Source organism: Pseudomonas sp. OVF7 (assembly GCF_030644265.1).
Taxonomy (GTDB): domain Bacteria; phylum Pseudomonadota; class Gammaproteobacteria; order Pseudomonadales; family Pseudomonadaceae; genus Aquipseudomonas; species Aquipseudomonas gorinensis.
The window spans coordinates 5,819,619-5,844,800 of sequence record NZ_CP128996.1; the positions used below are offsets into that span (position 1 = coordinate 5,819,619).

The 25,182-nt window shown below is 61.8% G+C and carries 27 protein-coding genes; 1 reads left to right on the forward strand and 26 read right to left on the reverse strand.

The genetic code is table 11. From position 1 onward, the window contains the following. Window positions 1-15 precede the first annotated feature (15 nt). The 7 genes from QU606_RS26380 to flhA form a co-directional block, all read right to left on the reverse strand. Window positions 16-2,259, reverse strand: coding sequence for a chemotaxis protein CheA (locus QU606_RS26380; RefSeq protein WP_102624821.1), 2,244 nt, complete (start codon window positions 2,257-2,259; stop codon window positions 16-18). Between the two features lie 11 nt (window positions 2,260-2,270). After that, on the reverse strand, window positions 2,271-3,059 hold the full coding sequence (locus QU606_RS26385) for a protein phosphatase CheZ (RefSeq protein WP_024076693.1): 789 nt from the start codon (window positions 3,057-3,059) through the stop codon (window positions 2,271-2,273). A gap of 18 nt (window positions 3,060-3,077) precedes the next feature. Beyond that, complete coding sequence (locus tag QU606_RS26390) at window positions 3,078-3,452, reverse strand: chemotaxis response regulator CheY (RefSeq protein WP_160385018.1); 375 nt, start codon at window positions 3,450-3,452, stop codon at window positions 3,078-3,080. 167 nt (window positions 3,453-3,619) lie between these two features. Then, entirely contained in the window at window positions 3,620-4,360 is a 741-nt protein-coding gene (fliA, locus tag QU606_RS26395) for an RNA polymerase sigma factor FliA (protein ID WP_024076694.1), read from the reverse strand. Further along, complete coding sequence (gene fleN / locus QU606_RS26400; RefSeq protein ID WP_003192912.1) at window positions 4,357-5,190, reverse strand: flagellar synthesis regulator FleN; 834 nt, start codon at window positions 5,188-5,190, stop codon at window positions 4,357-4,359. The genes fliA and fleN overlap by 4 nt, the downstream gene beginning before the upstream one ends. A 105-nt stretch (window positions 5,191-5,295) precedes the next feature. Then, window positions 5,296-6,612 carry a flagellar biosynthesis protein FlhF gene (gene flhF, locus QU606_RS26405; RefSeq protein WP_024076695.1) on the reverse strand — a complete coding sequence of 439 codons (1,317 nt, stop codon included), beginning with the start codon at window positions 6,610-6,612 and terminating at the stop codon, window positions 5,296-5,298. Window positions 6,613-6,623: 11 nt separating this feature from the next. Further along, window positions 6,624-8,738 (reverse strand): flagellar biosynthesis protein FlhA, encoded by a 2,115-nt coding sequence (gene flhA / locus QU606_RS26410; RefSeq protein WP_041160990.1) that lies wholly within the window; start codon window positions 8,736-8,738, stop codon window positions 6,624-6,626. 275 nt (window positions 8,739-9,013) lie between these two features. Between flhA and QU606_RS26415 the strand changes: the two genes are divergently transcribed. Continuing rightward, entirely contained in the window at window positions 9,014-9,163 is a 150-nt protein-coding gene (locus QU606_RS26415; protein ID WP_304997805.1) for a hypothetical protein, read from the forward strand. 44 nt (window positions 9,164-9,207) lie between these two features. Here QU606_RS26415 and QU606_RS26420 read toward each other — a convergent pair whose 3' ends face one another. From QU606_RS26420 to fliF, 19 genes are all read right to left on the reverse strand, one after another. Then, window positions 9,208-9,411, reverse strand: coding sequence for a cold-shock protein (locus tag QU606_RS26420; protein WP_304997806.1), 204 nt, complete (start codon window positions 9,409-9,411; stop codon window positions 9,208-9,210). 44 nt (window positions 9,412-9,455) lie between these two features. After that, entirely contained in the window at window positions 9,456-9,656 is a 201-nt protein-coding gene (locus tag QU606_RS26425; protein ID WP_024076699.1) for a cold-shock protein, read from the reverse strand. Between the two features lie 516 nt (window positions 9,657-10,172). Next, window positions 10,173-11,309, reverse strand: a complete 1,137-nt coding sequence (flhB, locus tag QU606_RS26430; protein WP_024076700.1) for a flagellar biosynthesis protein FlhB — start codon at window positions 11,307-11,309, stop codon at window positions 10,173-10,175. Between the two features lie 3 nt (window positions 11,310-11,312). Next, window positions 11,313-12,098: a flagellar biosynthetic protein FliR gene (gene fliR, locus QU606_RS26435; protein ID WP_024076701.1), complete on the reverse strand. Its 786-nt coding sequence runs from the start codon at window positions 12,096-12,098 to the stop codon at window positions 11,313-11,315. A 4-nt stretch (window positions 12,099-12,102) separates the two neighbouring features. Next, window positions 12,103-12,372: a flagellar biosynthesis protein FliQ gene (gene fliQ, locus QU606_RS26440; protein WP_003214552.1), complete on the reverse strand. Its 270-nt coding sequence runs from the start codon at window positions 12,370-12,372 to the stop codon at window positions 12,103-12,105. A 4-nt stretch (window positions 12,373-12,376) separates the two neighbouring features. Beyond that, window positions 12,377-13,120, reverse strand: coding sequence for a flagellar type III secretion system pore protein FliP (fliP, locus tag QU606_RS26445; RefSeq protein ID WP_024076702.1), 744 nt, complete (start codon window positions 13,118-13,120; stop codon window positions 12,377-12,379). Continuing rightward, window positions 13,120-13,554 (reverse strand): flagellar biosynthetic protein FliO, encoded by a 435-nt coding sequence (gene fliO / locus QU606_RS26450; protein WP_024076703.1) that lies wholly within the window; start codon window positions 13,552-13,554, stop codon window positions 13,120-13,122. The genes fliP and fliO overlap by 1 nt, the downstream gene beginning before the upstream one ends. 1 nt (window position 13,555) lies before the next feature. Then, window positions 13,556-14,023, reverse strand: a complete 468-nt coding sequence (gene fliN, locus QU606_RS26455; RefSeq protein WP_024076704.1) for a flagellar motor switch protein FliN — start codon at window positions 14,021-14,023, stop codon at window positions 13,556-13,558. A gap of 56 nt (window positions 14,024-14,079) precedes the next feature. Then, window positions 14,080-15,048, reverse strand: a complete 969-nt coding sequence (gene fliM, locus QU606_RS26460) for a flagellar motor switch protein FliM (RefSeq protein ID WP_024076705.1) — start codon at window positions 15,046-15,048, stop codon at window positions 14,080-14,082. A gap of 9 nt (window positions 15,049-15,057) precedes the next feature. Then, window positions 15,058-15,564, reverse strand: coding sequence for a flagellar basal body-associated protein FliL (gene fliL, locus QU606_RS26465; protein WP_024076706.1), 507 nt, complete (start codon window positions 15,562-15,564; stop codon window positions 15,058-15,060). A 223-nt stretch (window positions 15,565-15,787) separates the two neighbouring features. Next, window positions 15,788-17,179: a flagellar hook-length control protein FliK gene (locus tag QU606_RS26470; RefSeq protein WP_304997807.1), complete on the reverse strand. Its 1,392-nt coding sequence runs from the start codon at window positions 17,177-17,179 to the stop codon at window positions 15,788-15,790. A 118-nt stretch (window positions 17,180-17,297) separates the two neighbouring features. Continuing rightward, window positions 17,298-17,642 carry an Hpt domain-containing protein gene (locus QU606_RS26475; protein ID WP_024076708.1) on the reverse strand — a complete coding sequence of 115 codons (345 nt, stop codon included), beginning with the start codon at window positions 17,640-17,642 and terminating at the stop codon, window positions 17,298-17,300. Between the two features lie 30 nt (window positions 17,643-17,672). Next, complete coding sequence (locus tag QU606_RS26480) at window positions 17,673-19,391, reverse strand: fused response regulator/phosphatase (protein WP_024076709.1); 1,719 nt, start codon at window positions 19,389-19,391, stop codon at window positions 17,673-17,675. Further along, the gene (locus tag QU606_RS26485) at window positions 19,388-19,693 is read right to left on the reverse strand and encodes an STAS domain-containing protein (RefSeq protein WP_024076710.1); all 306 of its coding nucleotides are present in this window, start codon (window positions 19,691-19,693) and stop codon (window positions 19,388-19,390) included. Before QU606_RS26485 ends, QU606_RS26480 begins: the two co-directional genes overlap by 4 nt. A gap of 108 nt (window positions 19,694-19,801) precedes the next feature. Next, window positions 19,802-20,251, reverse strand: a complete 450-nt coding sequence (fliJ, locus tag QU606_RS26490) for a flagellar export protein FliJ (protein WP_024076711.1) — start codon at window positions 20,249-20,251, stop codon at window positions 19,802-19,804. Window positions 20,252-20,254: 3 nt separating this feature from the next. Then, window positions 20,255-21,613, reverse strand: coding sequence for a flagellar protein export ATPase FliI (gene fliI / locus QU606_RS26495; protein WP_024076712.1), 1,359 nt, complete (start codon window positions 21,611-21,613; stop codon window positions 20,255-20,257). Next, window positions 21,603-22,367 carry a flagellar assembly protein FliH gene (gene fliH, locus QU606_RS26500; RefSeq protein ID WP_304997808.1) on the reverse strand — a complete coding sequence of 255 codons (765 nt, stop codon included), beginning with the start codon at window positions 22,365-22,367 and terminating at the stop codon, window positions 21,603-21,605. Before fliH ends, fliI begins: the two co-directional genes overlap by 11 nt. Before the next feature lie 10 nt (window positions 22,368-22,377). Then, complete coding sequence (gene fliG, locus QU606_RS26505; protein WP_010563975.1) at window positions 22,378-23,397, reverse strand: flagellar motor switch protein FliG; 1,020 nt, start codon at window positions 23,395-23,397, stop codon at window positions 22,378-22,380. Beyond that, complete coding sequence (gene fliF, locus QU606_RS26510; RefSeq protein WP_024076714.1) at window positions 23,390-25,168, reverse strand: flagellar basal-body MS-ring/collar protein FliF; 1,779 nt, start codon at window positions 25,166-25,168, stop codon at window positions 23,390-23,392. Before fliF ends, fliG begins: the two co-directional genes overlap by 8 nt. Window positions 25,169-25,182 lie beyond the last annotated feature (14 nt).

Sequence of the window (25,182 nt, forward strand, 5' to 3'; positions counted from 1 at the left end):
CCTGCCCCACCAGAATCAAATACGCCGTGCGGCGTAACGCTTGAGCATGCTCGGAACATCGAGAATCAGCGCGATCCGACCGTCACCGGTGATGGTCGCGCCCGACATGCCCGGGGTTCCCTGCAGCATTTTGCCCAAAGGCTTGATGACCACTTCTTCCTGGCCCACCAGTTGATCGACCACAAAGCCGATACGCTGGGTGCCCACCGAAAGGATCACCACGTGGCCTTCGCGCTGCTCTTCATGGGCAGCCGATGCCACCAGCCAGCGCTTGAGGTAGAACAATGGCAGCGCCTTGTCGCGCACGATCACCACTTCCTGGCCGTCCACCACGTTGGTGCGTGACAGGTCGAGGTGGAAGATCTCGTTGACGTTGACCAGTGGGAAGGCGAAGGCCTGGTTGCCCAGCATCACCATCAGGGTCGGCATGATCGCCAGGGTCAACGGCACCTTGATGACGATTTTCGAGCCCTGGCCCTTGGTCGAGTAGATATTGATCGAGCCGTTGAGCTGGCTGATCTTGGTCTTCACCACGTCCATGCCCACGCCACGGCCCGACACGTCGGAAATCTCGGTCTTGGTCGAGAAGCCTGGGGCGAAGATCAGGTTGTAGCACTCGGTGTCGGTCAGGCGGTCGGCGGCGTCCTTGTCCATCACGCCACGCTTGACCGCGATATTGCGCAGGATCGCCGGGTCCATGCCCTTGCCGTCATCGGTAATCGACAACAGGATATGGTCGCCCTCTTGCTCCGCCGCCAGGATCACCTTGCCGTTGCGGGACTTGCCCGAGGCTTCGCGTTCTTCCGGGGTTTCCACGCCGTGGTCGACGGCGTTGCGCACCAAGTGGACCAAGGGGTCGGCCAGGGCCTCGACGAGGTTCTTGTCGAGGTCGGTTTCTTCACCCACCAGTTCCAGGTTGATTTCTTTCTTGAGCTGGCGAGCCAGGTCGCGAACCAGGCGTGGGAAGCGGCCGAAGACTTTCTTGATCGGCTGCATCCGCGTCTTCATCACGGCGGTCTGCAAGTCAGCCGTGACCACGTCGAGGTTCGACACAGCCTTTTGCATGGCTTCGTCGCCGCTGTTCAGGCCCAGGCGCACCAGGCGGTTACGCACCAGCACCAGTTCGCCGACCATGTTCATGATGTCGTCCAGTCGTGCGGTATCGACCCGTACGGTGGTTTCGGCTTCACTGGCAGGCTTGTCGGCTACGGCAGCGGCAGGCGCACGCGCGGCGGCCGCGGCGGCTGGCGCTGGGGCTGGCGCCGGTTTGGCGGCAGCAGGCGCGGCGGCCTTGGCCGGTGCCGGTTTCGCGGCCACGGGGGTGGCAGTCGCCGCAGCAGCCGGGGCCACTTCGGTGAACTTGCCCTTTCCGTGCAATTCGTCGAGCAGGGCTTCGAATTCGTGATCGGAGATCAAGCCGTCGTCAGCAGGGGCCGCAGCGGCGCCCGGTGCAGCTGGCGTCGGCGCCGCGCCAGTGGCCGCGACTTCCGGCAAGGCATCGGCGGCAAAGGTGCCCTTGCCATGCAACTGGTCGAGCAACGCTTCGAATTCGTCGTCGGTGATATCGGTACTGGCCGTTGCCGCCGGCGTTTCCGGGGCAGCCGCAGTGGCCACGGCATCAGCCGCGAACTGGCCTTTGCCATGCAACTGGTCGAGCAGGGATTCGAACTCTGCGTCGGTAATGTCTTCGCTGGTCGGCTCGGCAGGCGCAGCGGCCGCGGGTGCGGGTACGGCCGACGGTGCTTCAGCCTCGGCCTTGACCGCATTGAGAGAGTCGAGCAACTGCTCGAACTCGCTGTCGGTGACATCCGCTTCGGCTTCGACCACCGGCTCCGGCGCCGCTTCCACCACGGGCGCGGCCGAGGTGTCGGCAGGTTCTGCCAGGCGCGCCAGGGCGGCCAGCAGTTCCGGGGTGGCGGCGGTGATCGGGGCACGTTCGCGCACTTCGCTGAACATGCCGTTGACCGCATCCAACGCTTCGAGGATTACATCCATTAACTCCGAGTCAACGTGACGCTCACCCTTGCGCAGGATGTCGAACACGTTTTCGGCGATGTGGCAGCACTCCACCAGCTCATGGAGCTGGAGGAAGCCGGCGCCCCCTTTTACAGTATGAAAACCGCGAAAAATTGCATTGAGCAGGTTCGCATCATCCGGGCGGCTTTCCAGCTCGACCAGTTGTTCGGACAGTTGCTCTAAAATTTCGCCGGCCTCTACAAGGAAATCCTGAAGGATTTCTTCATCGGCGCCGAAGCTCATGGGTGTGCTCCTTAGAAGCCTAAACTGGATAACAGGTCATCTACGTCATCCTGACCTGACACAACGTCTTCACGTTTATCGGCATGAATCTGCGGACCTTCACCCTTGGCGAGATGTTTTTGTGGATCTTTTTCAGAGAGGATCGCTTCGCGGTCATGTTCGATGCCGGCGAAACGGTCGACCTGGCCGGCCATGAGTACCAATTTGAGCAGGTTGCTTTCCACTTCGGTGACCAACTGGGTCACACGCTTGATCACCTGACCGGTCAGGTCCTGGTAATCCTGGGCGAGCAGAATGTCATTGAGGTTGCTGGAAACCGTACGGTTTTCCTGCTCGCTGCGTGACAGGAACCCTTCGACCCGACGGGCCAGCTCACGAAACTCTTCTGCGCCGACTTCACGGCGCATGAAGCGACCCCAGTCAACGCTCAGCGCCTGGGCTTCCGTGGCCATGCCGTTGACCAGGGGCGTGGCGTTTTCCACCAGGTCCATGGTGCGGTTGGCCGCTGCCTCAGTCAGCCTGACCACATAGGACAGGCGTTCGGTGGCGTCGGTGATCTGCGAAATCTCTTCGGCTTGAGGCATGTGCGGGTCAATCTGGAAATTGACGATCGCACTGTGAAGCTCGCGTGTGAGCTTGCCCACCTCCTGGTACAGGCCGCGGTCACGGGTCTGGTTGAGCTGATGGATTAACTGCACCGCATCGCCGAACTGGCCTTTTTCAAGGCTGTCGACCAGCTGGTGAGCATGTTTTTTCAGGGTCGACTCAAAGTCGGCCTGCGATGATTCTTTTTGCTCCATAGCTCCCCCGTGGCAGCATTAGCCGTGGATGCGTTCGAAGATTTTTTCGATCTTCTCTTTCAAGGCCTGCGCAGTGAATGGTTTGACCACATAGCCGTTAACCCCGGCTTGGGCGGCTTCGATGATCTGTTCACGCTTGGCTTCGGCGGTCACCATCAGCACGGGAAGGCTGCGCAGTTTTTCGTCGGCACGCACGTGGCGCAACAAGTCGATACCCGTCATGCCCGGCATGTTCCAATCGGTTACCAGAAAGTCGATGCTCCCGCTGTTGAGGATCGGAATCGCCGTAAGGCCGTCATCCGCCTCGACCGTGTTTGTGAACCCAAGGTCACGCAACAGGTTTTTTATGATCCGCCGCATCGTTGAGAAGTCATCAACGATGAGGATTTTCATGTTCTTGTCCAATTCGACCTCCAAGCAGTCTTAAACGCGCCCAGCACCTGGACGCGCCATTTCAATCAACAGGCGTTACACAAAAAGGACTGCCCAGGGCACCACGGTTAGCCCCCGCGGCGGCCAAGGCCCTCGCGGTTGCGTCTGCAGTGTCCCCACACTGCCTGTCAGCGCGCGCGCCACTCTCCCAATCGCCCCCGCAAGCGGGCCGCGCACTGGCTGTGCAGCTGGCTGACACGCGATTCGCTGACCCCCAGGACCTCACCGATTTCCTTGAGGTTCAGCTCTTCGTCGTAGTACAGCGCCAACACCAGTCGCTCACGCTCCGGCAAATTGGCAATTGCGTCGGCCAATGCGCCCTGGAAGCGTTCATCCTCCAGGTCACGCGACGGCTCCATATGCGTACTCGCGCCGTCCTCGTGCAACCCTTCGTGTTCGCCGTCCTGCAACAGGTCGTCGAAACTGAACAGGCGGCTGCCCAAGGTATCGTTCAAAATCCCGTAATAATCGTCGAGACTCAATTGGAGTTCGGCCGCAACTTCATGATCTTTAGCGTCGCGACCGGTTTTTGCTTCAATTGACCGAATTGCGTCACTGACCATGCGCGTATTGCGGTGTACCGAACGCGGCGCCCAATCGCCTTTGCGCACCTCATCGAGCATCGCGCCACGGATACGGATACCCGCATACGTCTCGAAACTCGCGCCCTTGCTCGCGTCGTATTTGGTCGACACTTCGAGAAGGCCGATCATGCCGGCCTGGATCAGGTCTTCGACCTGGACACTGGCGGGGAGGCGTGCCAGCAAGTGATAGGCGATGCGTTTGACCAAAGGCGCGTAACGCTCGATCAACTCACCCTGACTGTCACGGGCGGACTTCTTGTAGGCGTTGTAGCCGGTCGCTGTCATAGCACGGGTCCTGCGCTCGTCTGATGCACCAATCGCTCGACGAAAAACTCCAGATGCCCCCGAGGGTTAGCGGGCAACGGCCAAGTATCGACCTTCTGAGCAATAGCCTTGAACGCCAAGGCGCATTTCGAACGAGGGAACGCTTCGTAGACTGCACGCTGCTTTTGCACAGCCTTGCGCACACACTCGTCATAGGGAACTGCGCCGACGTATTGTAGGGCGACATCGAGAAAGCGATCCGTGACCTTGGTCAACTTGGCGAACAGGTTGCGGCCTTCCTGCGGGCTTTGGGCCATGTTGGCCAGCACGCGGAAGCGGTTCATGCCGTAGTCGCGGTTAAGCAGTTTGATCAGGGCATAGGCGTCGGTGATCGAGGTGGGTTCATCGCAGACCACCAGCAACACTTCCTGCGCGGCGCGCACGAAGCTGACCACCGACTCGCCGATCCCGGCGGCGGTGTCGATCACCAGCACGTCGAGGTTGTCGCCGATATCGCTGAACGCCTGGATCAGACCGGCATGCTGCGCCGGGCTCAGGTGCACCATGCTCTGGGTGCCCGAGGCGGCCGGTACGATACGGATCCCACCGGGGCCCTGGAGCAGCACATCACGCAGCTCACAGCGGCCCTCGATCACATCGGCGAGGGTATGTTTGGGCGTCAGTCCCAGCAGAACGTCGACATTCGCCAGCCCCAGGTCAGCATCCAGCAGCATGACGCGACGGCCAAGCTCTGCCAGCGCCAGGGACAAATTCACTGACACGTTAGTTTTCCCGACGCCACCTTTGCCGCCGGTCACCGCGATCACCTGTACGGGATGCATGCTGCCCATTTTATTTCTTTACCTTGTCTTGCTTAGACGCAGGCTACATGGCTTGGCCGCGTGAATCGCTTGCAGACCATCGATGTAGATACATTTCACGGTGTTCATACTGACTCAACCCACCCGTTTTGCCGGGTTGTGGTAGAGGTCAGCGAACATGTCGGCCATCGCTTCCTCGCTAGGCTCTTCTTGCATTTGCACGCTGACGGCACGGCTGACCAACTGATGACGGCGCGGCAGATGCAGGTCATCCGGGATCCGCGGCCCGTCGGTCAGGTAGGCGACCGGTAGTTCATGACTGATGGCCAGGCTCAACACCTCGCCCAGACTCGCCGTTTCATCAAGCTTAGTCAGGATGCAGCCGGCCAGCCCGCAGCGCTTGTAGCTATGGTACGCAGCGGTAAGAACTTGTTTTTGGCTGGTGGTTGCAAGCACCAGGTAATTTTTAGACTTGATGCCACGCCCGGCCAGGCTTTCCAGTTGCAGGCGCAAGGCCGGGTCGCTGGCTTGCAGCCCCGCGGTGTCGATCAGCACCACGCGTTTGCGCAGCAACGGGTCGAGCGCGTTGGCCAGCGACTGGCCCGGGTCGACGTGGGTCACCGACACATTGAGGATGCGGCCCAGGGTCTTGAGTTGCTCCTGGGCGCCGATACGGTAGCTGTCCATGCTCACCAGCGCGATATTCGAAGCGCCGTATTTGAGCACATAACGGGCCGCCAGCTTGGCCAGGGTGGTGGTCTTGCCCATGCCGGCAGGGCCGACCATGGCGATCACGCCGCCCTCTTCCAGGGGTTCGATTTCCGGGGTGGCGATCATCCGCGCCAGGTGGGCCAGCAACATGCGCCAGGCCTGGCGAGGTTCTTCGATTTCGGTGGTCAGCGCCAACAGGTCGCGGGACAACGGGCCAGACAGGCCGATGCGTTGCAGGCGACGCCAGAGGTTAGCCTGGTGCGGTTTGCTGCCTTGCAACTGGGTCCAGGCCAGCGAGCCCAACTGCACTTCCAGCAATTCACGCAGGCCGTTGAGTTCAAAGCGCATCGAATCGAACACGCGCTGGTCGACTGCGGCAGCCGGCGCGGGCGCTGCAGGACGTGGCGGTTCTTTGAACGTAGGTTCGACCAGCGGCTCGGCAGCGGTCAGCGGCAAGCCGGCGAACAACTGGCGATTGGTGGTGGCATCGCTGTCACCCCGCATGCTCAGCTCAGCCTGGGCCGACACAATGCGCGAGGCGGTCTTGCGCAGCTCGTCTTCGAGTTCCATGTTCGGCACGCGCGGGGCCAGCGCCGAAGGGGTGTAATCCAGGGCAGCCGTCAGCTCGACACCGCCAGCAATACGGCGGTTACCGATAATCGCAGCGTCGGCGCCCAGCTCATCACGGACCAGTTTCATGGCCTGACGCATATCGGCGGCGAAAAAACGCTTTACTTGCATAACCCACTACCTCAGCCGTTGGGCCCAACTGTCGCGACGATGGTCACTTGCTTATTGTCAGGAATTTCCTGGTAAGCCAATACGTGCAAATTCGGTACTGCCAGGCGTCCAAACCGCGACAACATCGCTCGGACCGGGCCTGCTACCAACAGAATCACCGGCTGGCCCTGCATTTCCTGGCGCTGCGCCGCGTCGATCAACGAACGCTGCAGCTTTTCAGCCATGCTCGGCTCCAGCAGGACACCCTCTTCCTGGCCAAGTCCGGCCTTCTGAATACTATTGAGCAATATTTGTTCCAACCTTGGTTCCAAGGTGATCACAGGCAGCTCGGAGTCAAGCCCCACAATGCTTTGCACGATTGCGCGGGACAATCCGACACGCACCGCAGCCACCAGCGCGGCAGTATCTTGACTCTTGGCGGCATTGTTGGCGATAGCCTCGGCGATGCTGCGAATATCGCGTACCGGCACCTGTTCGGCGAGCAACGCCTGCAGCACTTTGAGCAGCTGCGACAGCGACAGCACGCCCGGCACCAGCTCTTCGGCCAGTTTTGGCGAGGCTTTGCTGAGCAACCCCATCAATTGCTGGACTTCTTCGTGGCCGATCAGCTCGTGTGAGTGCTTGTACAGAATCTGGTTGAGGTGGGTGGCGACCACGGTGCTGGCGTCCACCACGGTGTAACCCAGCGACTGCGCCTGGCTGCGTTGGCTGATTTCGATCCACACCGCTTCCAGGCCAAAAGCCGGATCTTTGGCGGTAATGCCGTTGAGCGTGCCGAACACCTGGCCGGGGTTGATCGCCAGTTCGCGGTCGGGGTAGATCTCGGCTTCCGCGAGGATCACGCCCATCAGGGTCAGGCGGTAGGCGCTGGGGGCCAGGTCGAGGTTGTCGCGGATGTGTACGGTGGGCATCAGGAAGCCCAGGTCCTGGGACAGCTTCTTGCGCACCCCCTTGATCCGCGCGAGCAATTGCCCACCCTGGTTGCGGTCGACCAGCGGAATCAGGCGGTAGCCGACTTCCAGGCCGATCATGTCGATCGGGGTCACGTCGTCCCAGCCCAATTCCTTGGTTTCCTGGGCACGGGCCGGGGATGGCAGCAGTTCCTGCTGGCGCGCGATCTCTTGCTGGGCCTTCACCTTGATCGTGTTCTGTTTTTTCCAGAACAGGTAGGCGCCACCCGCAGCCATGGCCGCCATGCTGAGGAACGACACATGGGGCATGCCGGGCACGAGCCCCATGATCGCCATGATGCCCGCCGCCACGGCCAGCGCCTTGGGCGAGGCAAACATCTGCCGGCTGATCTGCTTGCCCATGTCTTCGGAGCCCGACGCACGGGTCACCATGATCGCCGCAGCTGTAGATAACAACAGTGATGGCAATTGCGCCACTAAACCGTCACCGATGGTCAGCAAGGCATACACCTTGCCGGCATCGCCGAAGGTCATGCCGTGCTGGAAGATCCCGACCGCCATGCCGCCGATCAGGTTGATGAACAGAATCAACAGGCCCGCGATGGCGTCACCGCGTACAAACTTACTGGCGCCGTCCATGGAGCCATAGAACTCGGCCTCCTGGGCCACTTCCAGGCGGCGCGACTTGGCCTGGTTCTGATCGATCAGGCCAGCGTTGAGGTCAGCATCAATGGCCATTTGCTTGCCGGGCATGGCGTCGAGGGTAAAGCGCGCGCTCACCTCGGAAATCCGCCCGGCACCCTTGGTCACCACCACGAAGTTGATGATCATCAGGATCGCGAACACCACGATACCGACCACGTAGTTACCGCCGATCACCACCTCACCGAAGGCCTGGATCACCTTGCCTGCGGCAGCATGGCCGTCCTGGCCGTGGAGCATCACCACCCGCGTGGAGGCCACGTTCAGCGCCAGCCGCAGCAGGGTCGCAATCAGCAGGATCGTCGGGAACACCGCGAAATCCAGCGGCCGCAGGGCATACACGCAGACCAACAGGACGACGACGGACAAAGCGATGTTGAAGGTGAAGAACACATCGAGCAGGAACGGCGGCATCGGCAACATCATCATTGCCAGCATCACCAGCAACAACAACGGCACACCCAGGTTGCCCCGTGACAAATCAGTCAGGGTGCCACGGGCCGTGCTGAGCATTTGAGAGCGATCTACCACCGGTATTCCCCGTATCCCTTAAAGCAAACTTTTGACGCCAGTTGGCGACTTGAAGGCGGTATTGCAAGAAGCCTTCCAACTTTGCTTTTGAGGGTATGGATCGCTACAGGCGCCCGAGTTCTACCGGATATACACCGTTCAAATGTGGGAGGGGCGGTGCGACGATTCGACTTGCCCCCGATTGCAGTGTGTCAGGCCAAGAACAGGTGACTGATGCGCCGCTATCGGGGGCAAGCCCCCTCCCACCTATCGGAGATGTGTCCATCCGTTGCCACCTGGGATATGCCGGGGTCATTGAATTGGGCGGGGCAAAACGCGAAGGTGCGCTGGGCGTTGCTCAGTTGATCGGGCTGGCAAAGCTGCTGGCTGGCAGTGTGCTGGAGGACAGCGAGCACTTGATGGCCTGATGGCTGATCGTTCCTGCAGCACCCTGCGGGAACGATCATCAAGCTCATAGGGCACGGACGTTGGCAGCCTGCGGGCCCCTTGGGCCTTGAGTGACCTCGAACTCGACTTTTTGATTCTCCTCAAGGCTTCTGTAACCATCAGTCTGAATTGCCGAAAAGTGGACAAAAAGATCCGGACTGCCGTCGTCGGGAGTGATGAAGCCAAACCCCTTCTCCCCGTTAAACCACTTCACAATACCCGTAGCCATAGCCGTTCTCCGAACACTTCAATTAAGGACCTGCACAGGTGTCGTCAGATCAGTTTTACGTCATAGGCATAGATGCCATCCGGTCGATGGATCATCAGGAACGAGACTTTCTGACCCTTCGAAAGCCTGTGTCCACCCGAGCCGCGCCGATCTACTGACACGTCGTCCCCGCCTTCATCCGGCGCAATAGAGCCCTTGCCGGTCTTCTGGTTATAAGCTTTGACTCTGCCTGTAAATGGCTTCATCACTTCACATCCTGCATCTTGTTGCGCAGTGCCTGAGGCAATAGAAACGCGATAAGGCGATGGTGGCTACTGTCAAAGTTGACAGGTTGAGGGGTGTTTGCGATGAGCGGTCATAGGGGAAGGAGAGCACATTTGTGGCGAGCGGGCTTGCCCCGCGTCGGGCTGCGAAGCGGCCCCAAAAACAGACACTGAGTTGTGCCTGAAGGACTGCAGTGTTCCTGCCGGGGCTGCTTCGCAGCCCGACGCGGGGCAAGCCCTAATGCCGTTCAGTTAAGGCTTTTTTGTAGGAGCGAGCTTGCTCGCGAAGAACTCACAGGCGCCGCGTTCACTCAGGAAACACGCGTTATCGTTGACGTTTTTCGCGAGCAAGCTCGCTCCTACAGAAGGCGATGTACGCTTAACTGAACGGCATTAGGGCAAGCCCGCTCGCCACAGTCAACCTGCTTGCCACAGCCAACCTGCTTGCCACGGTCAGCCTGCTTGCCACAATAGGCCGGCTTGCCACAGAGAATGTGATCAAGAATCCCGGCGCAGGTCTGGCGGGATCGGCAGGTCCTTGAGCGGATCAGGGCGCTTGCCCTTGCCTGCGCGGTATTGGCGGATCTGGTAGACATACGCCAACACCTGCGCAACGGCCAGGTACAACCCGGCGGGGATTTCCTGGTCGAGGTCGGTGGAGTAGAAGATCGACCGCGCCAGCTCCGGCGACTCCAGCAGCAGGATGTCGTTGGCCACGGCGATTTCGCGGATTTTCAGCGCGGTAAAGTCGCTGCCCTTGGCCAGCAGCATCGGCGCGCCGCCTTTCTCCGGGTCGTACTTGAGCGCGACGGCGTAGTGGGTCGGGTTGGTGATGACCACGTCGGCGTCGGGCACCGCGGCCATCATCTTGCGCTGGGACATTTCGCGTTGCAGCTGGCGAATACGTTGCTTGACCTCAGGACGGCCCTCCTGGTCCTTGTGCTCGTCGCGCACTTCCTGCTTGGTCATCAGCAGTTTCTTGTGGCTTTCCCACAACTGGATCGGCGCATCCACCGCGGCGATCAGGATCAACCCTGCGGCCATCCACAGCGCGCTCCAGCCCACCACTTGCACGCTGTGAATGATCGCGGACTCCAGCGGTTCATGAGCAATGCGCAGCAGGTCGTCGATGTCGGAGGACAATACCACCAGCGCCACGAACAGGATCAGGATGAACTTGGCCAGGGCCTTGAGCAGTTCCACCAGGGCCTTGCTGGAAAACATGCGCTTGAGCCCGGCTGCCGGGTTCATCCGGCTGAACTTGGGCGCCATGCTGCTCGCGGCGAACAGCCAGCCGCCCAGGGCGACCGGACCGATCAGCGCAGCCAGCAGCAACGTGATCAGGATCGGTTGCACCGCCAGGATCGCGATCTTCCCTGAATGCAGCAGGTATTGCCCCATGGCACCGGGGCTAAGGAGTACTTCACGGGGCAAGGTGAAGTTGAGTTTCATCAGCTCCATCAGGTCCAGCGCCAGGCCGCCGCCATAGATCAGCAAGGCGCCGGACCCGGCCATCATGGTCGCAACGGTGTTGAGCTCCTTGGAACGGGCAATCTCGCCCTTCTCCCTGGAGTCCTTTTTGCGCTTCTCCGTGGGGTCTTCTGTTTTGTCCTGGCCACTCTCGCTCTCGGCCATAGCTCAGCGCGCCCGTGCCAGATCACGTAAGAACTGCAGGGCGTCGGTCGCCAGCGGTTGATACTGATTGAGAATGTCAGCCATGCCGACCCAGAAAATCCCCATGCCCAGCACCAGGGTCAACGGGAAACCAATCGAAAAGATGTTCAGTTGCGGCGCCGCGCGGGTCATCACGCCGAACGCGATGTTGACCACCAGCAGCGCGGTGATGGCCGGCAACACCAGCAGCAGCGATGCGCCCAACACCCAGCTCAGGCGCCCCACCAGTTCCCAGAAATGATTGACCACCAACCCCGAGCCCACCGGCAAGGTGGTGAAGCTTTCGGTCAGCACCTCGAACACCACCAGGTGGCCGTTCATGGCCAGGAACAGCAAGGTCACCAGCATGGTCAGGAACTGTCCGATCACCGCCGCCGACACGCCGTTGGTGGGGTCGACCATGGAGGCGAAGCCCATGCCCATCTGGATCGAGATGATTTGCCCGGCAATCACGAACGCCTGGAAGAACAGTTGCAGGGAGAAGCCAAGCAGCGAGCCGATCAGGATCTGTTCGGCAATCAGCATCAGCGCACTGAGGTCCAACGCATTGACCGGCGGCATCGGCGGCAGGCCGGGTACCAGCACCACGGTAATCGCCACGGCGAAATACAGGCGGATGCGGCGTGGCACCAGGGTAGTCCCGAACACCGGCATGCTCATCAGCACCGCCGTGACGCGAAACAGCGGCAGGATGAAGGACGCCACCCAGGTACTGATCTGGGTATCGGTCAAGGCCAGCAGCGATTGCATGGGCTCAGCCGATCAACTGCGGAATACTGCCATACAGCTGCAGGATGTATTCCATGAAGGTTTGCACCAGCCACGGGCCGGCGACGATCAGCGTGATCAGCATCACCAGCAGGCGCGGCAGGAAGCTCAAGGTTTGTTCGTTGATCTGGGTCGCGGCCTGGAACATCGCCACCAGCAGGCCAACCAACAGGCTCGGCACGACCAGCACCGCCACCATCATGGTGGTCAGCCACAGCGCTTCACGGAACAGGTCGACCGCTACTTCTGGAGTCATGTCGCTACACTCCGCCGAAACTGCTGGCCAACGTGCCGATAATCAGCGCCCAGCCGTCCACCAGCACAAACAGCATGATCTTGAACGGCAACGAAATAATCAGCGGCGACAGCATCATCATACCCATGGCCATCAGCACGCTCGCCACCACCAGGTCGATGATCAGGAACGGGATAAAGATCATGAAGCCGATCTGGAACGCAGTCTTCAGTTCAGAGGTGACGAACGCCGGCACCAGGATGGTCAGCGGCGCCTGGTCCGGGGTGGCGATGTCGGTCCGCTTGGACAGGCGCATGAACAACTCCAGGTCGCTGGAGCGGGTCTGCGACAACATGAAGTCCTTGATCGGGCCCTGAGCCTTGTCGATCGCGTCCTGGGCGGTCATTTTCTCCGCCAGGTAGGGCTGCAGGGCTTGCTGGTTCACCTTGTCGAACACCGGGGCCATGATGAACAGCGTGAGGAACAGCGCCATGCCGGTGAGGATCTGGTTCGAAGGGGTCTGCTGCAGGCCCAGGGCCTGGCGCAGGATCGAGAAGACGATGATGATCCGCGTAAAGCTGGTCATCAGCATGACAAACGCCGGGATAAAGCTCAGCGCGGTCATGATCAGCAGGATCTGCAGGCTGACCGAATACTCCTGGGCTCCGGCCGCGTTGGTACCCAGGGTGATCGCCGGGATCGACAACGGGTCGGCGGCCAACGCCAGTGGCGCGACCAGCCACAGCATGAGCGTCAATAAAACGCGCATTACTTCTTATCCTTCTGATCCTTGCCCAGCAACTCCATCAGGCGCTGGGCGAATTCTGGCGTGGCGGGCTGGGACGCGTCCACGTTCACCGGGGTCTTGAGCACATGCAGCGGGGTGATGCGGCCGGGGGTTATACCCAGCAGAATCTGCTCCTCGCCCACCTGCACCAGCACCAGCCGATCACGTGGGCCGAGGGCGCGCGAGCCGATCATCTCGATGACCTGGGCATTGCCCGGGCCGATGTTCTGCACACGGCGCATCAGCCAGGCCAGCACGAAGATCAAGCCGACCACCAGCAACAGGCCCAGCACCAGCTGGGTCAGTTGCCCGCCGACGCCACCGCCCACCGGCGCAACGGCGGCCTGGGCCACCGGCTCGGCGGCCCAGGCCGCCAATGGCAGCGCGACTAACAGTCCCACCATCAGCCGTTTCATATCAGCGCAACTTCTTGATGCGTTCGCTCGGGCTGATCACGTCGGTCAGGCGGATGCCGAACTTTTCGTTGACCACCACCACTTCGCCATGGGCGATCAGGGTGCCGTTGACCAGCACGTCCAGCGGCTCGCCGGCCAGGCGGTCCAGCTCGATCACCGAGCCCTGGTTGAGTTGCAGCAGGTTGCGGATGTTGATGTCGGTGCTGCCCACTTCCATGGAGATCGACACCGGGATATCGAGAATCACATCCAGGTTCGGGCCATCGAGGGTCACCGGCTCGTTGTTCTTCGGCACGCTGCCGAACTCTTCCATCGGCAGGCGCTTGCCGGCCGGCGCGGTGGCGGCGTCAGCGGCCAGCAATGCGTCGATATCGTCCTGGCCGACATCACCGGTTTCTTCCAGGGCCGCAGCCCATTCGTCGGCCAGGGCCTGGTCTTCGGCGGAAGTGCTTTCGTGTTCGGTAGCCATTACATGTCCTCGGCGGAGCAAACATTCATAAATGGGGGTGCATCAATCGGGGTGGCTCAGCGACGGTTGATCGCCTCGACCACTTGCAGCGCCAGGTTGCCCTTGTGGGAACCGAGCTTGACCTTGAACGACGGCACGCCATTGGCGCGCATGATCATTTCTTCCGGCAATTCCACTGGAATCACATCGCCTGGCTGCATGTGCAAAATATCGCGCAAGCGCAACTGGCGACGGGCCACGGTGGCGCTCAGGGGAACGTCGACGTCGAGCAGGTCTTCGCGCAGGGCCTTGACCCAGCGTTCGTCCTGGTCGTCCAGGTCGGACTGGAAACCGGCGTCGAGCATTTCGCGCACCGGCTCGATCATCGAGTACGGCATGGTCACGTGCAGGTCGCCGCCGCCGCCATCGAGTTCGATGTGGAAGGTGGACACCACAATGGCTTCGCTGGGGCCGACGATGTTGGCCATGGCTGGGTTCACTTCCGAGTTGATGTACTCGAAATTGACTTCCATGATCGCCTGCCAGGCTTCCTTCAAGTCGATGAAGGCTTGCTCCAGCACCATGCGCACCACCCGCAGTTCGGTCGGGGTGAATTCACGGCCTTCGATCTTGGCGTGACGGCCGTCGCCGCCGAAGAAGTTGTCCACCAGCTTGAACACCAGCTTGGCGTCGAGGATGAACAGCGCGGTGCCGCGCAACGGCTTGATCTTGACCAGGTTGAGGCTGGTGGGCACGTACAGCGAATGCACGTATTCACCGAACTTCATCACCTGCACGCCACCTACCGCCACGTCCGCCGAGCGGCGCAGCATGTTGAACATGCTGATCCGTGTGTAGCGGGCAAAACGTTCGTTGATCATCTCCAGGGTCGGCATGCGTCCACGGACGATGCGATCCTGGCTGGTCAGGTCATAACTTTTGACGCTGCCGGGCTCGGCAGCCGTTTCGGTCTGTACCAGACCATCGTCCACGCCATGCAACAGCGCATCGATTTCATCCTGGGACAGCAGGTCTTGCACGGCCATGTCGTGATCCTACTGCAATACGAAATTAGTAAAGAGCGCCTGCTCGATCACCACTTTGCCGAGCTCCTTCTGGGCCACTTCCTGCACGCTGGCGGTGACCTTCTGGCGCAGCATTTCCTGGCCCACCGGGGTGGCCAGGGCGTCGAAGCTCTGCCCGGAGAACAGCATGACCAGGTTGTTGCGGATCACGGGCATGTGCACCTTGAGGGCATCCAGGTCGGCCTGGTTGCGCGCCAGCAAGGTGATGCTCACCTGCAGGTAGCGTTGACGGCCGTTCTGGTTGAAGTTGGCGACAAAGGCCGGAAGCATCGGCTCGAAGATTGCCGGTTGCTTGACGTTACTGGCGGTTTCGGCGGCGGGTGCCGGTTTGCTTGCACTGCTGTGCATGATGTACCAGGTGCCGCCCACAGAGGCGCCAATGGCCAGGAGCAGGCCCAGGACAATCACCAGGATAAGCTTGAGCTTGCCCTTACCCTTGCCTGCGGGTGCTGTTGCTGCGTCGTCGCTCTTCGCCATGCCAATAATCCGTCACTATTCGGGGATTCATAGATCTTCGGAAAGGCAAGAGCAAGTGTTATGCCAGAGTTGTCTGGCTGGACGCAGACGAGGGAACACCACAAATCAAGTGTGGGAGGGGGCTTGCCCCCGATAGCGGTGTATCAGTCAACTGATGTATGAATTGACACACCCTCATCGGGGGTAAGCCCCCTCCCACATTTTGTCCTATGCCAGACTTACATCAGGCGTAGTAATCGACGGCGCTGGAGCCGACCACGGTCTGGGTCACCGGCGCGACGGCCGCGGCCACCTCGGCGTGATCCGTCAAGTCGCTGCCGTCACCCCGGCCGCCGCCGCCGCTCACGCCGCGCGCCTGGTTCTGCTGCTGTTGTTCCTGGCCCTGGCCCTGCCAGCCACGGGACTGGTCGGACACGTTGACGTCCACCTGGCCCATGCCCTGCTGGGCAAACATCTCCCGCAGACGGCCGGACTGGCTTTCCAGCGCCTCACGCACCACGGCGTGACCACTCATGAACGTCACCTGGGCCTGCTGGTCCGCCGTCATGTTGACCTTGATATCCAGGCGCCCCAGCTCAGCCGGCTGCAACTGGATTTCCGCCGACTTGAGGTTGGCGCTGGACAGGTACATCACGCGGTTGACCACTTCTTCTGTCCAGCCGCTCTGATGCATGGCCAACGGTGCGTTGGCCACCGGCGGCAAGGCGTTGGCGGTTTTCGGCGTGGCGGCCTGGGTCAGTGCGGCCAGGCGGTTGGCAAAATCATCGACACGGGTATCGCTGCTGGCGTTCTTCAGGTCCTTGAGGCCGCCTTCGATGAGCCCGCTGAAGGCTTTGTCGCCCCCCTGGTCGGTGCTGTCCTTGGTGGCTTGCTGGTCGACCATATTGGCCATGCCAGCGGCAAAGCTCTGTGCAGCGGTCGGTTGATCCTGAGTCGTAGTCGGTGCGGTTTTCGCCGGTGTCTGGCTGCTGGCCGACACATGACCGCCCTGCTCCATCGCCAGGCGCACGGCCGGCATGGCGTCGAGGGGGTCGGCTTCGGGGTCGAAAGCCGGTGGCTGGGGCTGATCGGTGGCGGCGACGGGTGCGGCGACCACGGGCTGGGCCTTGTCATCCTTGGCAGCGGCAACAGGCGCCGGCGCCGGCGTTTCCACCGGCGCCACTACCGGTACCGGCACCACAACCGGGGTGACCGTGGCAATCAAGGCCGGGTCGACCACCGGGTCGACTGGAGGCTGCTGCGCCAGTGTCGGATCAGTGGGCTTGTCGCCTTCACTGCTCGCGCTGTCACTGGACTTGGCCGGTACGGTGGCAGGCAAGGAATTGCCGCTATCGGCAACCGCTGACGTGCTGGCGGCAGGTTTGTCGTTGTTGGCGGCAGGCTTATCGTTGTTCGCGACCGGTTTGGCGCTGTTGTCGGAAGGCTTGTCCCGCGTGGATTTTGGCGCGTTATCGTCGGCCTTGACCGTCGGTTTCGACGCCTGGCTGGCGAACACTTGAGCGAAGCCAGGGCCCTTGTCCCGTGGGTCCGCAGCCACTGCCGGTGGATTGGCGGCGGGCGCTTGAGCCTTGGCCGCAGGGGCAGCCTGTAGGAGCGAATTAGGGGCGACTGGCATAGGTAAAGGTCTCCACTGCATGGGGATCGGAGATGCAGTAAAAGACATACAGCAAGAGTCGGGCCAGGTTTGCAAAGGACGCCTTGATCGCTCCCCTCACCCTGGGCAACAACGCTCATCACATCTGAAAACGCTGGCGCTCCGACTCATACAGCGGCTTGACCAGCGCAAACTCATGATCGATCTGGTCGACCAAGGCCCCCAGGTCCGCCGCGGCCTCGACGGACTCGGCCTCCAGCCGCTGGCACAACTGCGCCAAGCGTACCGCCCCCAGGTTGCCGCTGCTGCCCTTGAAGCTGTGGGCAATGCGCCCCAATGCCTTGGCATCATCGCGGGCCTTGCGCAACGCTTCGACGCGCTTTTGCGAATCGTCAAGAAAGGTATCGAGCAGCTTGGGATAGTCGCCTTCCATGATTTCCTGCAAACCCGACAACACGTCTGGGTCCAGATGAACCTCAACCACTTGTTCGCTCCTTGATCAAGAATCGGCGGATTATGCCAGAGCCTCCCAGGAAAACTCCACGCAGACACTGCGCCCGCCATCGGACCAGCCTATCGCGCTGCTCAACTGGCGCACCAGGCTCAGGCCACGGCCAGACAGACGGTCGAAATCCAGCGGCCGCGCCAGCACCTGCTCCACATCGAACCCAGGGCCACTGTCTTCGACGCGCAGGGTCATCTTGCCCCCCGCGGCGGTGGGCGACACTTGCACGTGCACACGCACGTAGCCGCTGTTGAGGTGCGCCAAGCGCTCATTGCGCTGGCGATAATACTGCGCAAACCCCTGGGCATCGCGCTTGAGCCGCGAGTCCAGGCCCAGCACGCCGTGCTCCAGGGCGTTGGAATACAGCTCGGCCATCACCGTGTAAAGCGCCCCGCTCCGCTCCCGCAGGCCGTGGATCTCCAGCAACAGTTGCAGCAGATAGGGCAAGGGGTTGTAGCGCTTGAGGGTCTCGGCGCGAAATTCAAAACTCACCGACCAGTCCAGCGGGCACGATTGGCCGCTGTCGGCATATAACAGCCCCGTCGCACGCAACGGCGGATCCGCTTGCAGGGTAATTTCCACCAGGCTGACGTCGTCCCGCGCCTCTCCGCGAAACGCCGCCAACGCCTGCTCGATGTCTTCGAACAGCCGCTCGGGCTCGCGATTGGACGCGAACACCTGCTGCAATCGCTCGACACCGAACAACTGTTCATTGGCATCGGCGGTATCCAGCACGCCATCCGACAACAGAAACACGCGGTCGCCCAGGGCCATGGGCCAGACTTCAGTGCGATCATCAAACGCCTGCGCTGACAGCACCCCCAGCGGCAAATGCCGGGACAGCAGTGGCGTGCGCCGCCCAGTGGCGATGTCGTGCACATAGCCTTCGGGCATGCCGCCGTTCCACACCTCCACCGCCCGCCGCTGCGTGCTCAGGCACAACAGGGTGGCGCAGCAGAACATGTCCACCGGCAGGATGCGTTTGAGCTTGGCGTTCATCTCGCGCAGGATCTGCGCCAGGCCGTAGCCCTTGGCGGTCATGCCATAAAACACCTCGGCCAACGGCATGGCGCCCACCGCCGCCGGCAAGCCATGGCCGGTAAAGTCGCCGAGCAGCACATGCATATCACCCGACGGCGTATACGCCGCCAGCAGCAGGTCACCGTTGAACAGCGCGTAAGGCGATTGCAGGTAGCGAATATTCGGGGCGGCATTGATGCAGCCGGAATGGGCGACTTTATCGAACACCGCCTTGGCCACCCGCTGCTCGTGCAACAGGTACTCGTGGTGCCTGGCGATCAAGTCGCGCTGCTGCAACACCGTGGCTTGCAGGCGGCGCAGGCGGTCCATGGCGTTGATCTTGGCCGACAGGATCAACGGGTTGTAAGGCTTGGGCAGGAAGTCGTCGCCGCCCGCATCCAGGCACTGGGCCAGGGCTTCGCTCTGGCGCAGGGAAGTGAGGAAGATGATGGGCACCAGTGCTTCGCCGGCCAGCTGCTTGATCCGGCGCGCCGCTTCAAAGCCATCCATCACCGGCATCAGTGCATCCATCAACACCAACTGCGGGCGGTCGCGGTTAAACACCGCGACCGCTTCCTCACCATTGCTGGCCGTGAGGACTTGATGGCCCTGGCGCCGAATGATGGTCGACAGCAGCAGCAGGTCGGCGGCGCTGTCCTCGGCGATCAGGATAGTCAGCGCCTCGAGGACGGGGGCCAGGACGCTCAACTGATATCGAACAGTTTGTCGAAATTGGAAATGGCGAGGATCTTGCGCACATCGGAGTTGATGTTGATCACCTGGACTTCCGCGTCGTCGCCGCCGGCATGGTCCCTGAGCAGCAGGAGCATGCCCAGTGCCGAGCTGTCCATGTAGGTGGTGTCTTTCAGGTCGACCACATACAGCTCAGGCACCTTGTAGAAACGCTCATAGGCGTCACGAAACACCTGATGGCTGCCGAAATCGAACCGGCCCTTGATAGCGATCGTCAACTTCTTCCCATCCAGGGATACTTCTGACATGACTGACATACGACTGCTTCCTTGTCATTGGCATAGACACAAGGTGTAGCAGGTGAACCGGATGTGGGCAACATTGCCAATCAAATGTAGGAGGGGGCTTGCGCCCGATGGCGACCGTCAGAATGGTGATTGGCGGGGAAGACGCTGGGACAACTCATCGAGCAGCTTCTGCTCGCGCTTGTCTTCAATGGCCCGCGCTTCATCGATATAGCGCTGCACCAGCTTGCGCAACCCTTCTACCCGGGCATAGGCCGCTTGCCAGCTCTCGCGGGCCTTGTCGAGGTTGTTCTGGTGCCAGGCCAGGCTCTGGCGCTGCTGGCCGACGGCGGTTTCAAGCTGGTTGAGAAAGCCCTGGTAGCCCATCAGCCACTGCCCGGACACGCCCTTGGTGCCGCGCTCGATCCACTGCTGCTGGTACTCGCCGCGAAAACGCTCCAGGTCGCCCAGTTTGCTTTCCGCCAGGCGCACCTGGCCCTGGAAGTAACCCAGGCGCTGCACGGCGGTTTTTTCGGCTTTTTCAGCCATCTCCACCACCGGGGCCAGACGTGACGAGCGACTACTGGCCATGGCTTAGCCGCCTGGCGCGGGGGCGAAGATGGATTGCAGGTGCGCTTCGCTTTCGCCCATGCTGATGTTGTCGTTGAGGCCCTGGCGCAGGTAGGTCACCAACTGCGGCTGCAGGGCGATCGCCAGATCGGTCTCACGATCGCCGCCGGCCACGTAGGCGCCGACGCTGATCAAATCACGGCTCTGTTGATAGCGCGACCACAGTTGCTTGAACTGCTGGGCGCGCGCCATATGCTCCGGCGTGACCACCGACGGCATCACCCGGCTGATCGACGCTTCGATATCGATGGCCGGGTAGTGCCCCTCTTCCGCCAGGCGCCGCGACAGCACGATGTGGCCGTCAAGCACGCCCCGCGCCGAGTCGGCAATCGGGTCCTGCTGGTCATCGCCTTCGGACAATACGGTGTAGAACGCGGTGATTGAGCCCCCGCCCGCTTCGGCGTTACCGGCGCGCTCCACCAGCTTGGGCAGCTTGGCGAACACCGACGGCGGATACCCCTTGGTGGCCGGCGGCTCACCGATGGCCAGGGCGATTTCCCGCTGGGCCTGGGCGAAACGTGTCAGCGAATCCATCAGCAACAGGACATTCTTGCCCTTGTCGCGAAAATACTCGGCGATGCGCGTGCAGTACATGGCGGCGCGCAAACGCATCAGCGGCGCATCGTCCGCAGGCGAGGCGACCACCACTGAGCGCTTGAGGCCCTCTTCACCGAGGCTATGCTCGATGAACTCCTTCACTTCCCGGCCCCGCTCGCCGATCAACCCCACCACGATGATGTCGGCCTCGGTAAAGCGGGTCATCATGCCGAGCAACACCGATTTACCCACGCCGGTACCGGCGAACAGACCCAGGCGCTGGCCGCGACCGACCGTCAATAAACCGTTGATGCTGCGAATGCCCACGTCAAGCGGCTGGCTGATGGGGTTGCGGTTGAGCGGGTTGATGGTGGGGCCGTCCATCGGCACCCAGTCCTCGGCTTTCATGCCGCCCTTGCCGTCCAGCGCGCGACCGGCACCGTCGAGCACGCGGCCGAGCATGCTCATGCCCATGGGCAGGCGACCGGTATCGGCCAGCGGCACCACGCGGGCGCCGGGGGCAATGCCCGCCAGGCTGCCGACAGGCATGAGGAAAATCTTGTTGCCGGAGAAGCCCATCACTTCAGCTTCGACCTGCACCGGGTGGTAGCTGTCGTCGTTGATCACCAGGCAGCGGCTACCCATGGCGGCCCGCAGGCCCTCGGCTTCGAGGGTCAGGCCGACCATGCGCAACAGGCGCCCTTCAAGGATCGGTTGGCCGGGCAACTCGGTGGCCTCGGCATAACCGCCGAGGCGCTTGGCGAAGCTGGTGCGATCAAGGCGCATCGGAGGCGTCCAGCTCAACACTCAGGTCAGGCTCGGCCGGGTGCAGGGCTTGTTCGTGGAGTTGATCGAAGAGCTTGGCCATGATCTGGCTGATGCGGGTTTCCACCGTGGCATCGATGCGGCTGTGCTCGGTCTCGACACGGCAACCACCGGGCAGCAACGCCGCATCTTCGACGATGCGCCAGGTTTCTTCGTGGCGCTCGCGCAGGGCTTTGACCTGCTCGAAATCCTGCGGGTTGATGTACAGCCGCACATTGCCGACGCCCAGGGGCAGCAGCTTGAGGGCTTCGCGCATCACACTTTCGATCTGGCTGGAGTCCAGCGCCAGTTCGCGCTGGATCACCTGGCGGGCGATGTGCTGCACCAGGCCGACCATGGCTTTTTCGATCTGCGAATCCTGCTCGGCGATGGGGTCGAACAGGCTGCCCATCAGGCGTTCCAGGCAGGTCAACTTGACGCTCAACGCGGCCTCGGCTTCCTGGCGCACCTTGAGGGTGGTGCTGCGAAAGCCGTCTTTTTCGCCGGCGGCAAAGCCTTCGTTGTAGGCTTCCTGGCGGATGCTTTCCAACTCTTCCAGGGTCAGCGGCTGGACTTCCTCCAGCGGCACTTCTTCCATTTCCGCCGGCAGTTCCTCGACCGGTTCAGGCTCGGGTTCCGGCACGTGCGGGTCGAAGCTGGGCAACGACCAGATGTCGAACCCGCCCACGTCCCGCGCGCGAATCAGATCGCTGGGCGTCTCATCTTTGCTCGACATGTGGGGCGCCTTAGATCATTTCTTCGCCGCCCTTCCCGCCGAGAACAATTTCTCCGGCTTCGGCCATACGGCGGGCAATCGTGAGGATTTCCTTCTGGGCGGTTTCCACGTCGCTGACGCGCACCGGGCCCTTGGCTTCCAGGTCGTCGCGCAACAGTTCGGAGGCGCGCTTGGACATGTTCTTGAAAATCTTCTCCTTGACGCCTTCGTCCGAGCCCTTGAGGGCCAGCACCAGCACGTCGGAGGAGACTTCACGCAGCAACGCCTGGATGCCACGGTCGTCGACATCGGAGAGGTTGTTGAACACAAACATGAGGTCTTCGATCTGGCCGGACAGGGTGTCGTCGATCTCGCGGATCGAGTCCATCAACTGGCCTTCGACCGAGCTATCGAGGAAGTTCATGATGTCGGCCGCGCGCTTGATACCACCCAGGGTAGTGCGCGAGGCATTGGAGTTGCCCGAGAACTGCTTCTCGAGAATCGTGTTGAGTTCTTTCAGCGCCGCTGGCTGCACGGTATTCAACGACGACACGCGCAGGATGATGTCCAGCCGGACCTTGTGGTCAAAATGGCCAAGCACTTCACCGGCCTGGTCCGGGTCGAGGTACGCCACCACGATCGCCTGGATCTGCGGGTGCTCGTAGCGGATCACGTCAGCCACGGCGCGCGGTTCCATCCACTTGAGGCTGTCGAGGCCGCTGGTGTTGCCGCCCAGCAGGATGCGGTCGATCAGGCCGTTGGCCTTGTCTTCGCCCAGGGCCGAGGTGAGCATCTTGCGGATGTAGCTGTCGGAACCGACGCCCAGGCTGGTCTGGTCGCCGACGATCTCGACAAACTCGCTCATCACCTGTTCGACTTGCTCACGGTGCACATTGCGCATCTGCGCCATGGCCACGCCCACGCGCTGAACCTCTTTGGGCCCCATGTGACGCAGCACTTGGGCGGCGTCGGTTTCACCCAGGGACAGCAGCAGGACTGCGGCTTTGTCGACCTTGGTGAGCTTGGCAACGGCGGCTCGATTATCACTCATCTGCGTTAATCCACTCTTTCACGACCTGGGCCACACGGCCCGGGTCTTCTGCCACCAGACTCTTGATTGCGTTCAACTGAGCGTCATAGCCTTCGCTCGGGCTAGGCAACAGGATGCTTTGCGGGCCGCCGAGGCTGACACGGTCGTTGGCCAGTTCACCATCCAGGCCGCCCATGCCACCCAACTCGACGTCGCTGCCACCGAAGGCGGCCAGTTGTTTCTTGCCATGGCCGGTGATGTTGTTGAGCACCGGACGCAGCACACCGAACACCAGCACCAGGATGAACAGCACACCCAACACTTGCTTGACGATGTCCCAGAACCACGGCTGAGTGTAGAACGCCGGGTCGGCGATAACTTCGCCGCGCTCGGCAGAGAACGGCATGTTGATCACGCTGACGCTGTCACCCCGGCTGGCGTCGAAACCGACAGCGTCCTGCACCAGGCGAGTGAAGCGCGCCAATTCGTCGGCGCTCCACGGCGCGCGAGTCACAGCACCGTCAGCGGCGTTGACCTTGACCTGGTCATCCACGACCACCGACACCGACAGGCGATTGATCCGGCCCTGCTGTTGCTTGGTGTGGCTGATGGAGCGGTCGAGTTCGAAGTTCTTGGTGGACTGGTTACGCTTGTCCGCCGGGTAAGGCGCGAGCATTGGCTGGCCGGTGGCCGGGTCCATGATCTGTTGGCCATTGGCGTCCAGCAGTGGCTGGCCTGGGGCGATGGCGCCCGCGGTCGCCGCAGCGCCGCCCGTGGTTTGCGGCGCCGAGGCCGGCGACGGCGGTTGGTTGCTCAGGGCCCCCGGCACACCTTGCGGGCCATTGCTGGCGGTGCGTTGTTCGCTGGTGGACTGCTCGCTGCGCAGGGCCGGCTGGTCCGGGTTGAACTGCTCGGAGGTCGACTCGACGGCACTGAAGTCCACATCGGCCGACACCTCAGCCTTGTAGCGGTCGTTGCCCAGCACCGGCTGCAGAATATTGTGCACGCGCTGGGTGAGCATGCTCTCCATGCGGCGGCTGTAGTCAAACTGCTTGCCGGCCTGGGTCAGCGCGGAGTTTTCCGCCATGTCGGACAGCAGGTTGCCCTTCTGGTCCACCACGGTGATCTGCGACTTGCTCAATTCGGGAACGCTGGTGGCCACCAGGTTGATGATCGCCAGCACCTGGCCAGGCTCCAGGGAGCGGCCGGAGAACAGCTCGACCAACACCGAGGCACTGGGCTTGCGTTCGTCACGCACGAACACCGAGCTCTTCGGGATCGCCAGGTGCACGCGGGCACCCTTGACGTTATTCAGGCTGGAGATGGTACGCGCCAGCTCGCCTTCCAGGCCACGACGGTAGCGGGTGGCCTCCATGAACTGGCTGGTCCCCAACCCCTGGTCCTTGTCGAGGATTTCAAAACCGATATTGCTGTCGGACGGGGTCACGCCGGCGGCGGCCAGCTTCATGCGCGCACGGGCCACGTCATCGGACTTGACCAGCAAGGCGCCGGAGTTGGGCTCGACGGTGTAGGCGATGTCGGCGGCGGCCAGGGTTTCCATGATCTGCTTGGAATCCATGCCGGCCAGGCTGCCATACAGCGGACGGTAATCAGGTTGCTGCGACCACAACACCACGGCAAAACCAATCGCCACGCTGGCTGCCAGGCCGACCATCAGGCCCACCTGACGCAGCATGGTCATTTCGGAGAGGTTTTCCAGGAACGACAGGCCAAACAGCGGCGGTTTGCCGTCTGCCTTGGCGGGTACGTTGTCCACGACTGCTTCTGCCATGACTTAAATCTCGT

Coding starts and splice junctions, on each gene's coding strand:
- QU606_RS26380 (WP_102624821.1), bottom strand. CDS start 2,259: ATGAGCTTCGGCGCCGATGAAGAAATCCTTCAGGATTTCCTTGTAGAG.
- QU606_RS26385 (WP_024076693.1), bottom strand. CDS start 3,059: ATGGAGCAAAAAGAATCATCGCAGGCCGACTTTGAGTCGACCCTGAAA.
- QU606_RS26390 (WP_160385018.1), bottom strand. CDS start 3,452: ATGAAAATCCTCATCGTTGATGACTTCTCAACGATGCGGCGGATCATA.
- fliA (WP_024076694.1), bottom strand. CDS start 4,360: ATGACAGCGACCGGCTACAACGCCTACAAGAAGTCCGCCCGTGACAGT.
- fleN (WP_003192912.1), bottom strand. CDS start 5,190: ATGGGCAGCATGCATCCCGTACAGGTGATCGCGGTGACCGGCGGCAAA.
- flhF (WP_024076695.1), bottom strand. CDS start 6,612: ATGCAAGTAAAGCGTTTTTTCGCCGCCGATATGCGTCAGGCCATGAAA.
- flhA (WP_041160990.1), bottom strand. CDS start 8,738: ATGCTCAGCACGGCCCGTGGCACCCTGACTGATTTGTCACGGGGCAAC.
- QU606_RS26420 (WP_304997806.1), bottom strand. CDS start 9,411: ATGGCTACGGGTATTGTGAAGTGGTTTAACGGGGAGAAGGGGTTTGGC.
- QU606_RS26425 (WP_024076699.1), bottom strand. CDS start 9,656: ATGAAGCCATTTACAGGCAGAGTCAAAGCTTATAACCAGAAGACCGGC.
- flhB (WP_024076700.1), bottom strand. CDS start 11,309: ATGGCCGAGAGCGAGAGTGGCCAGGACAAAACAGAAGACCCCACGGAG.
- fliR (WP_024076701.1), bottom strand. CDS start 12,098: ATGCAATCGCTGCTGGCCTTGACCGATACCCAGATCAGTACCTGGGTG.
- fliQ (WP_003214552.1), bottom strand. CDS start 12,372: ATGACTCCAGAAGTAGCGGTCGACCTGTTCCGTGAAGCGCTGTGGCTG.
- fliP (WP_024076702.1), bottom strand. CDS start 13,120: ATGCGCGTTTTATTGACGCTCATGCTGTGGCTGGTCGCGCCACTGGCG.
- fliO (WP_024076703.1), bottom strand. CDS start 13,554: ATGAAACGGCTGATGGTGGGACTGTTAGTCGCGCTGCCATTGGCGGCC.
- fliN (WP_024076704.1), bottom strand. CDS start 14,023: ATGGCTACCGAACACGAAAGCACTTCCGCCGAAGACCAGGCCCTGGCC.
- fliM (WP_024076705.1), bottom strand. CDS start 15,048: ATGGCCGTGCAAGACCTGCTGTCCCAGGATGAAATCGATGCGCTGTTG.
- fliL (WP_024076706.1), bottom strand. CDS start 15,564: ATGGCGAAGAGCGACGACGCAGCAACAGCACCCGCAGGCAAGGGTAAG.
- QU606_RS26470 (WP_304997807.1), bottom strand. CDS start 17,179: ATGCCAGTCGCCCCTAATTCGCTCCTACAGGCTGCCCCTGCGGCCAAG.
- QU606_RS26485 (WP_024076710.1), bottom strand. CDS start 19,693: ATGTCAGTCATGTCAGAAGTATCCCTGGATGGGAAGAAGTTGACGATC.
- fliJ (WP_024076711.1), bottom strand. CDS start 20,251: ATGGCCAGTAGTCGCTCGTCACGTCTGGCCCCGGTGGTGGAGATGGCT.
- fliI (WP_024076712.1), bottom strand. CDS start 21,613: ATGCGCCTTGATCGCACCAGCTTCGCCAAGCGCCTCGGCGGTTATGCC.
- fliH (WP_304997808.1), bottom strand. CDS start 22,367: ATGTCGAGCAAAGATGAGACGCCCAGCGATCTGATTCGCGCGCGGGAC.
- fliG (WP_010563975.1), bottom strand. CDS start 23,397: ATGAGTGATAATCGAGCCGCCGTTGCCAAGCTCACCAAGGTCGACAAA.
- fliF (WP_024076714.1), bottom strand. CDS start 25,168: ATGGCAGAAGCAGTCGTGGACAACGTACCCGCCAAGGCAGACGGCAAA.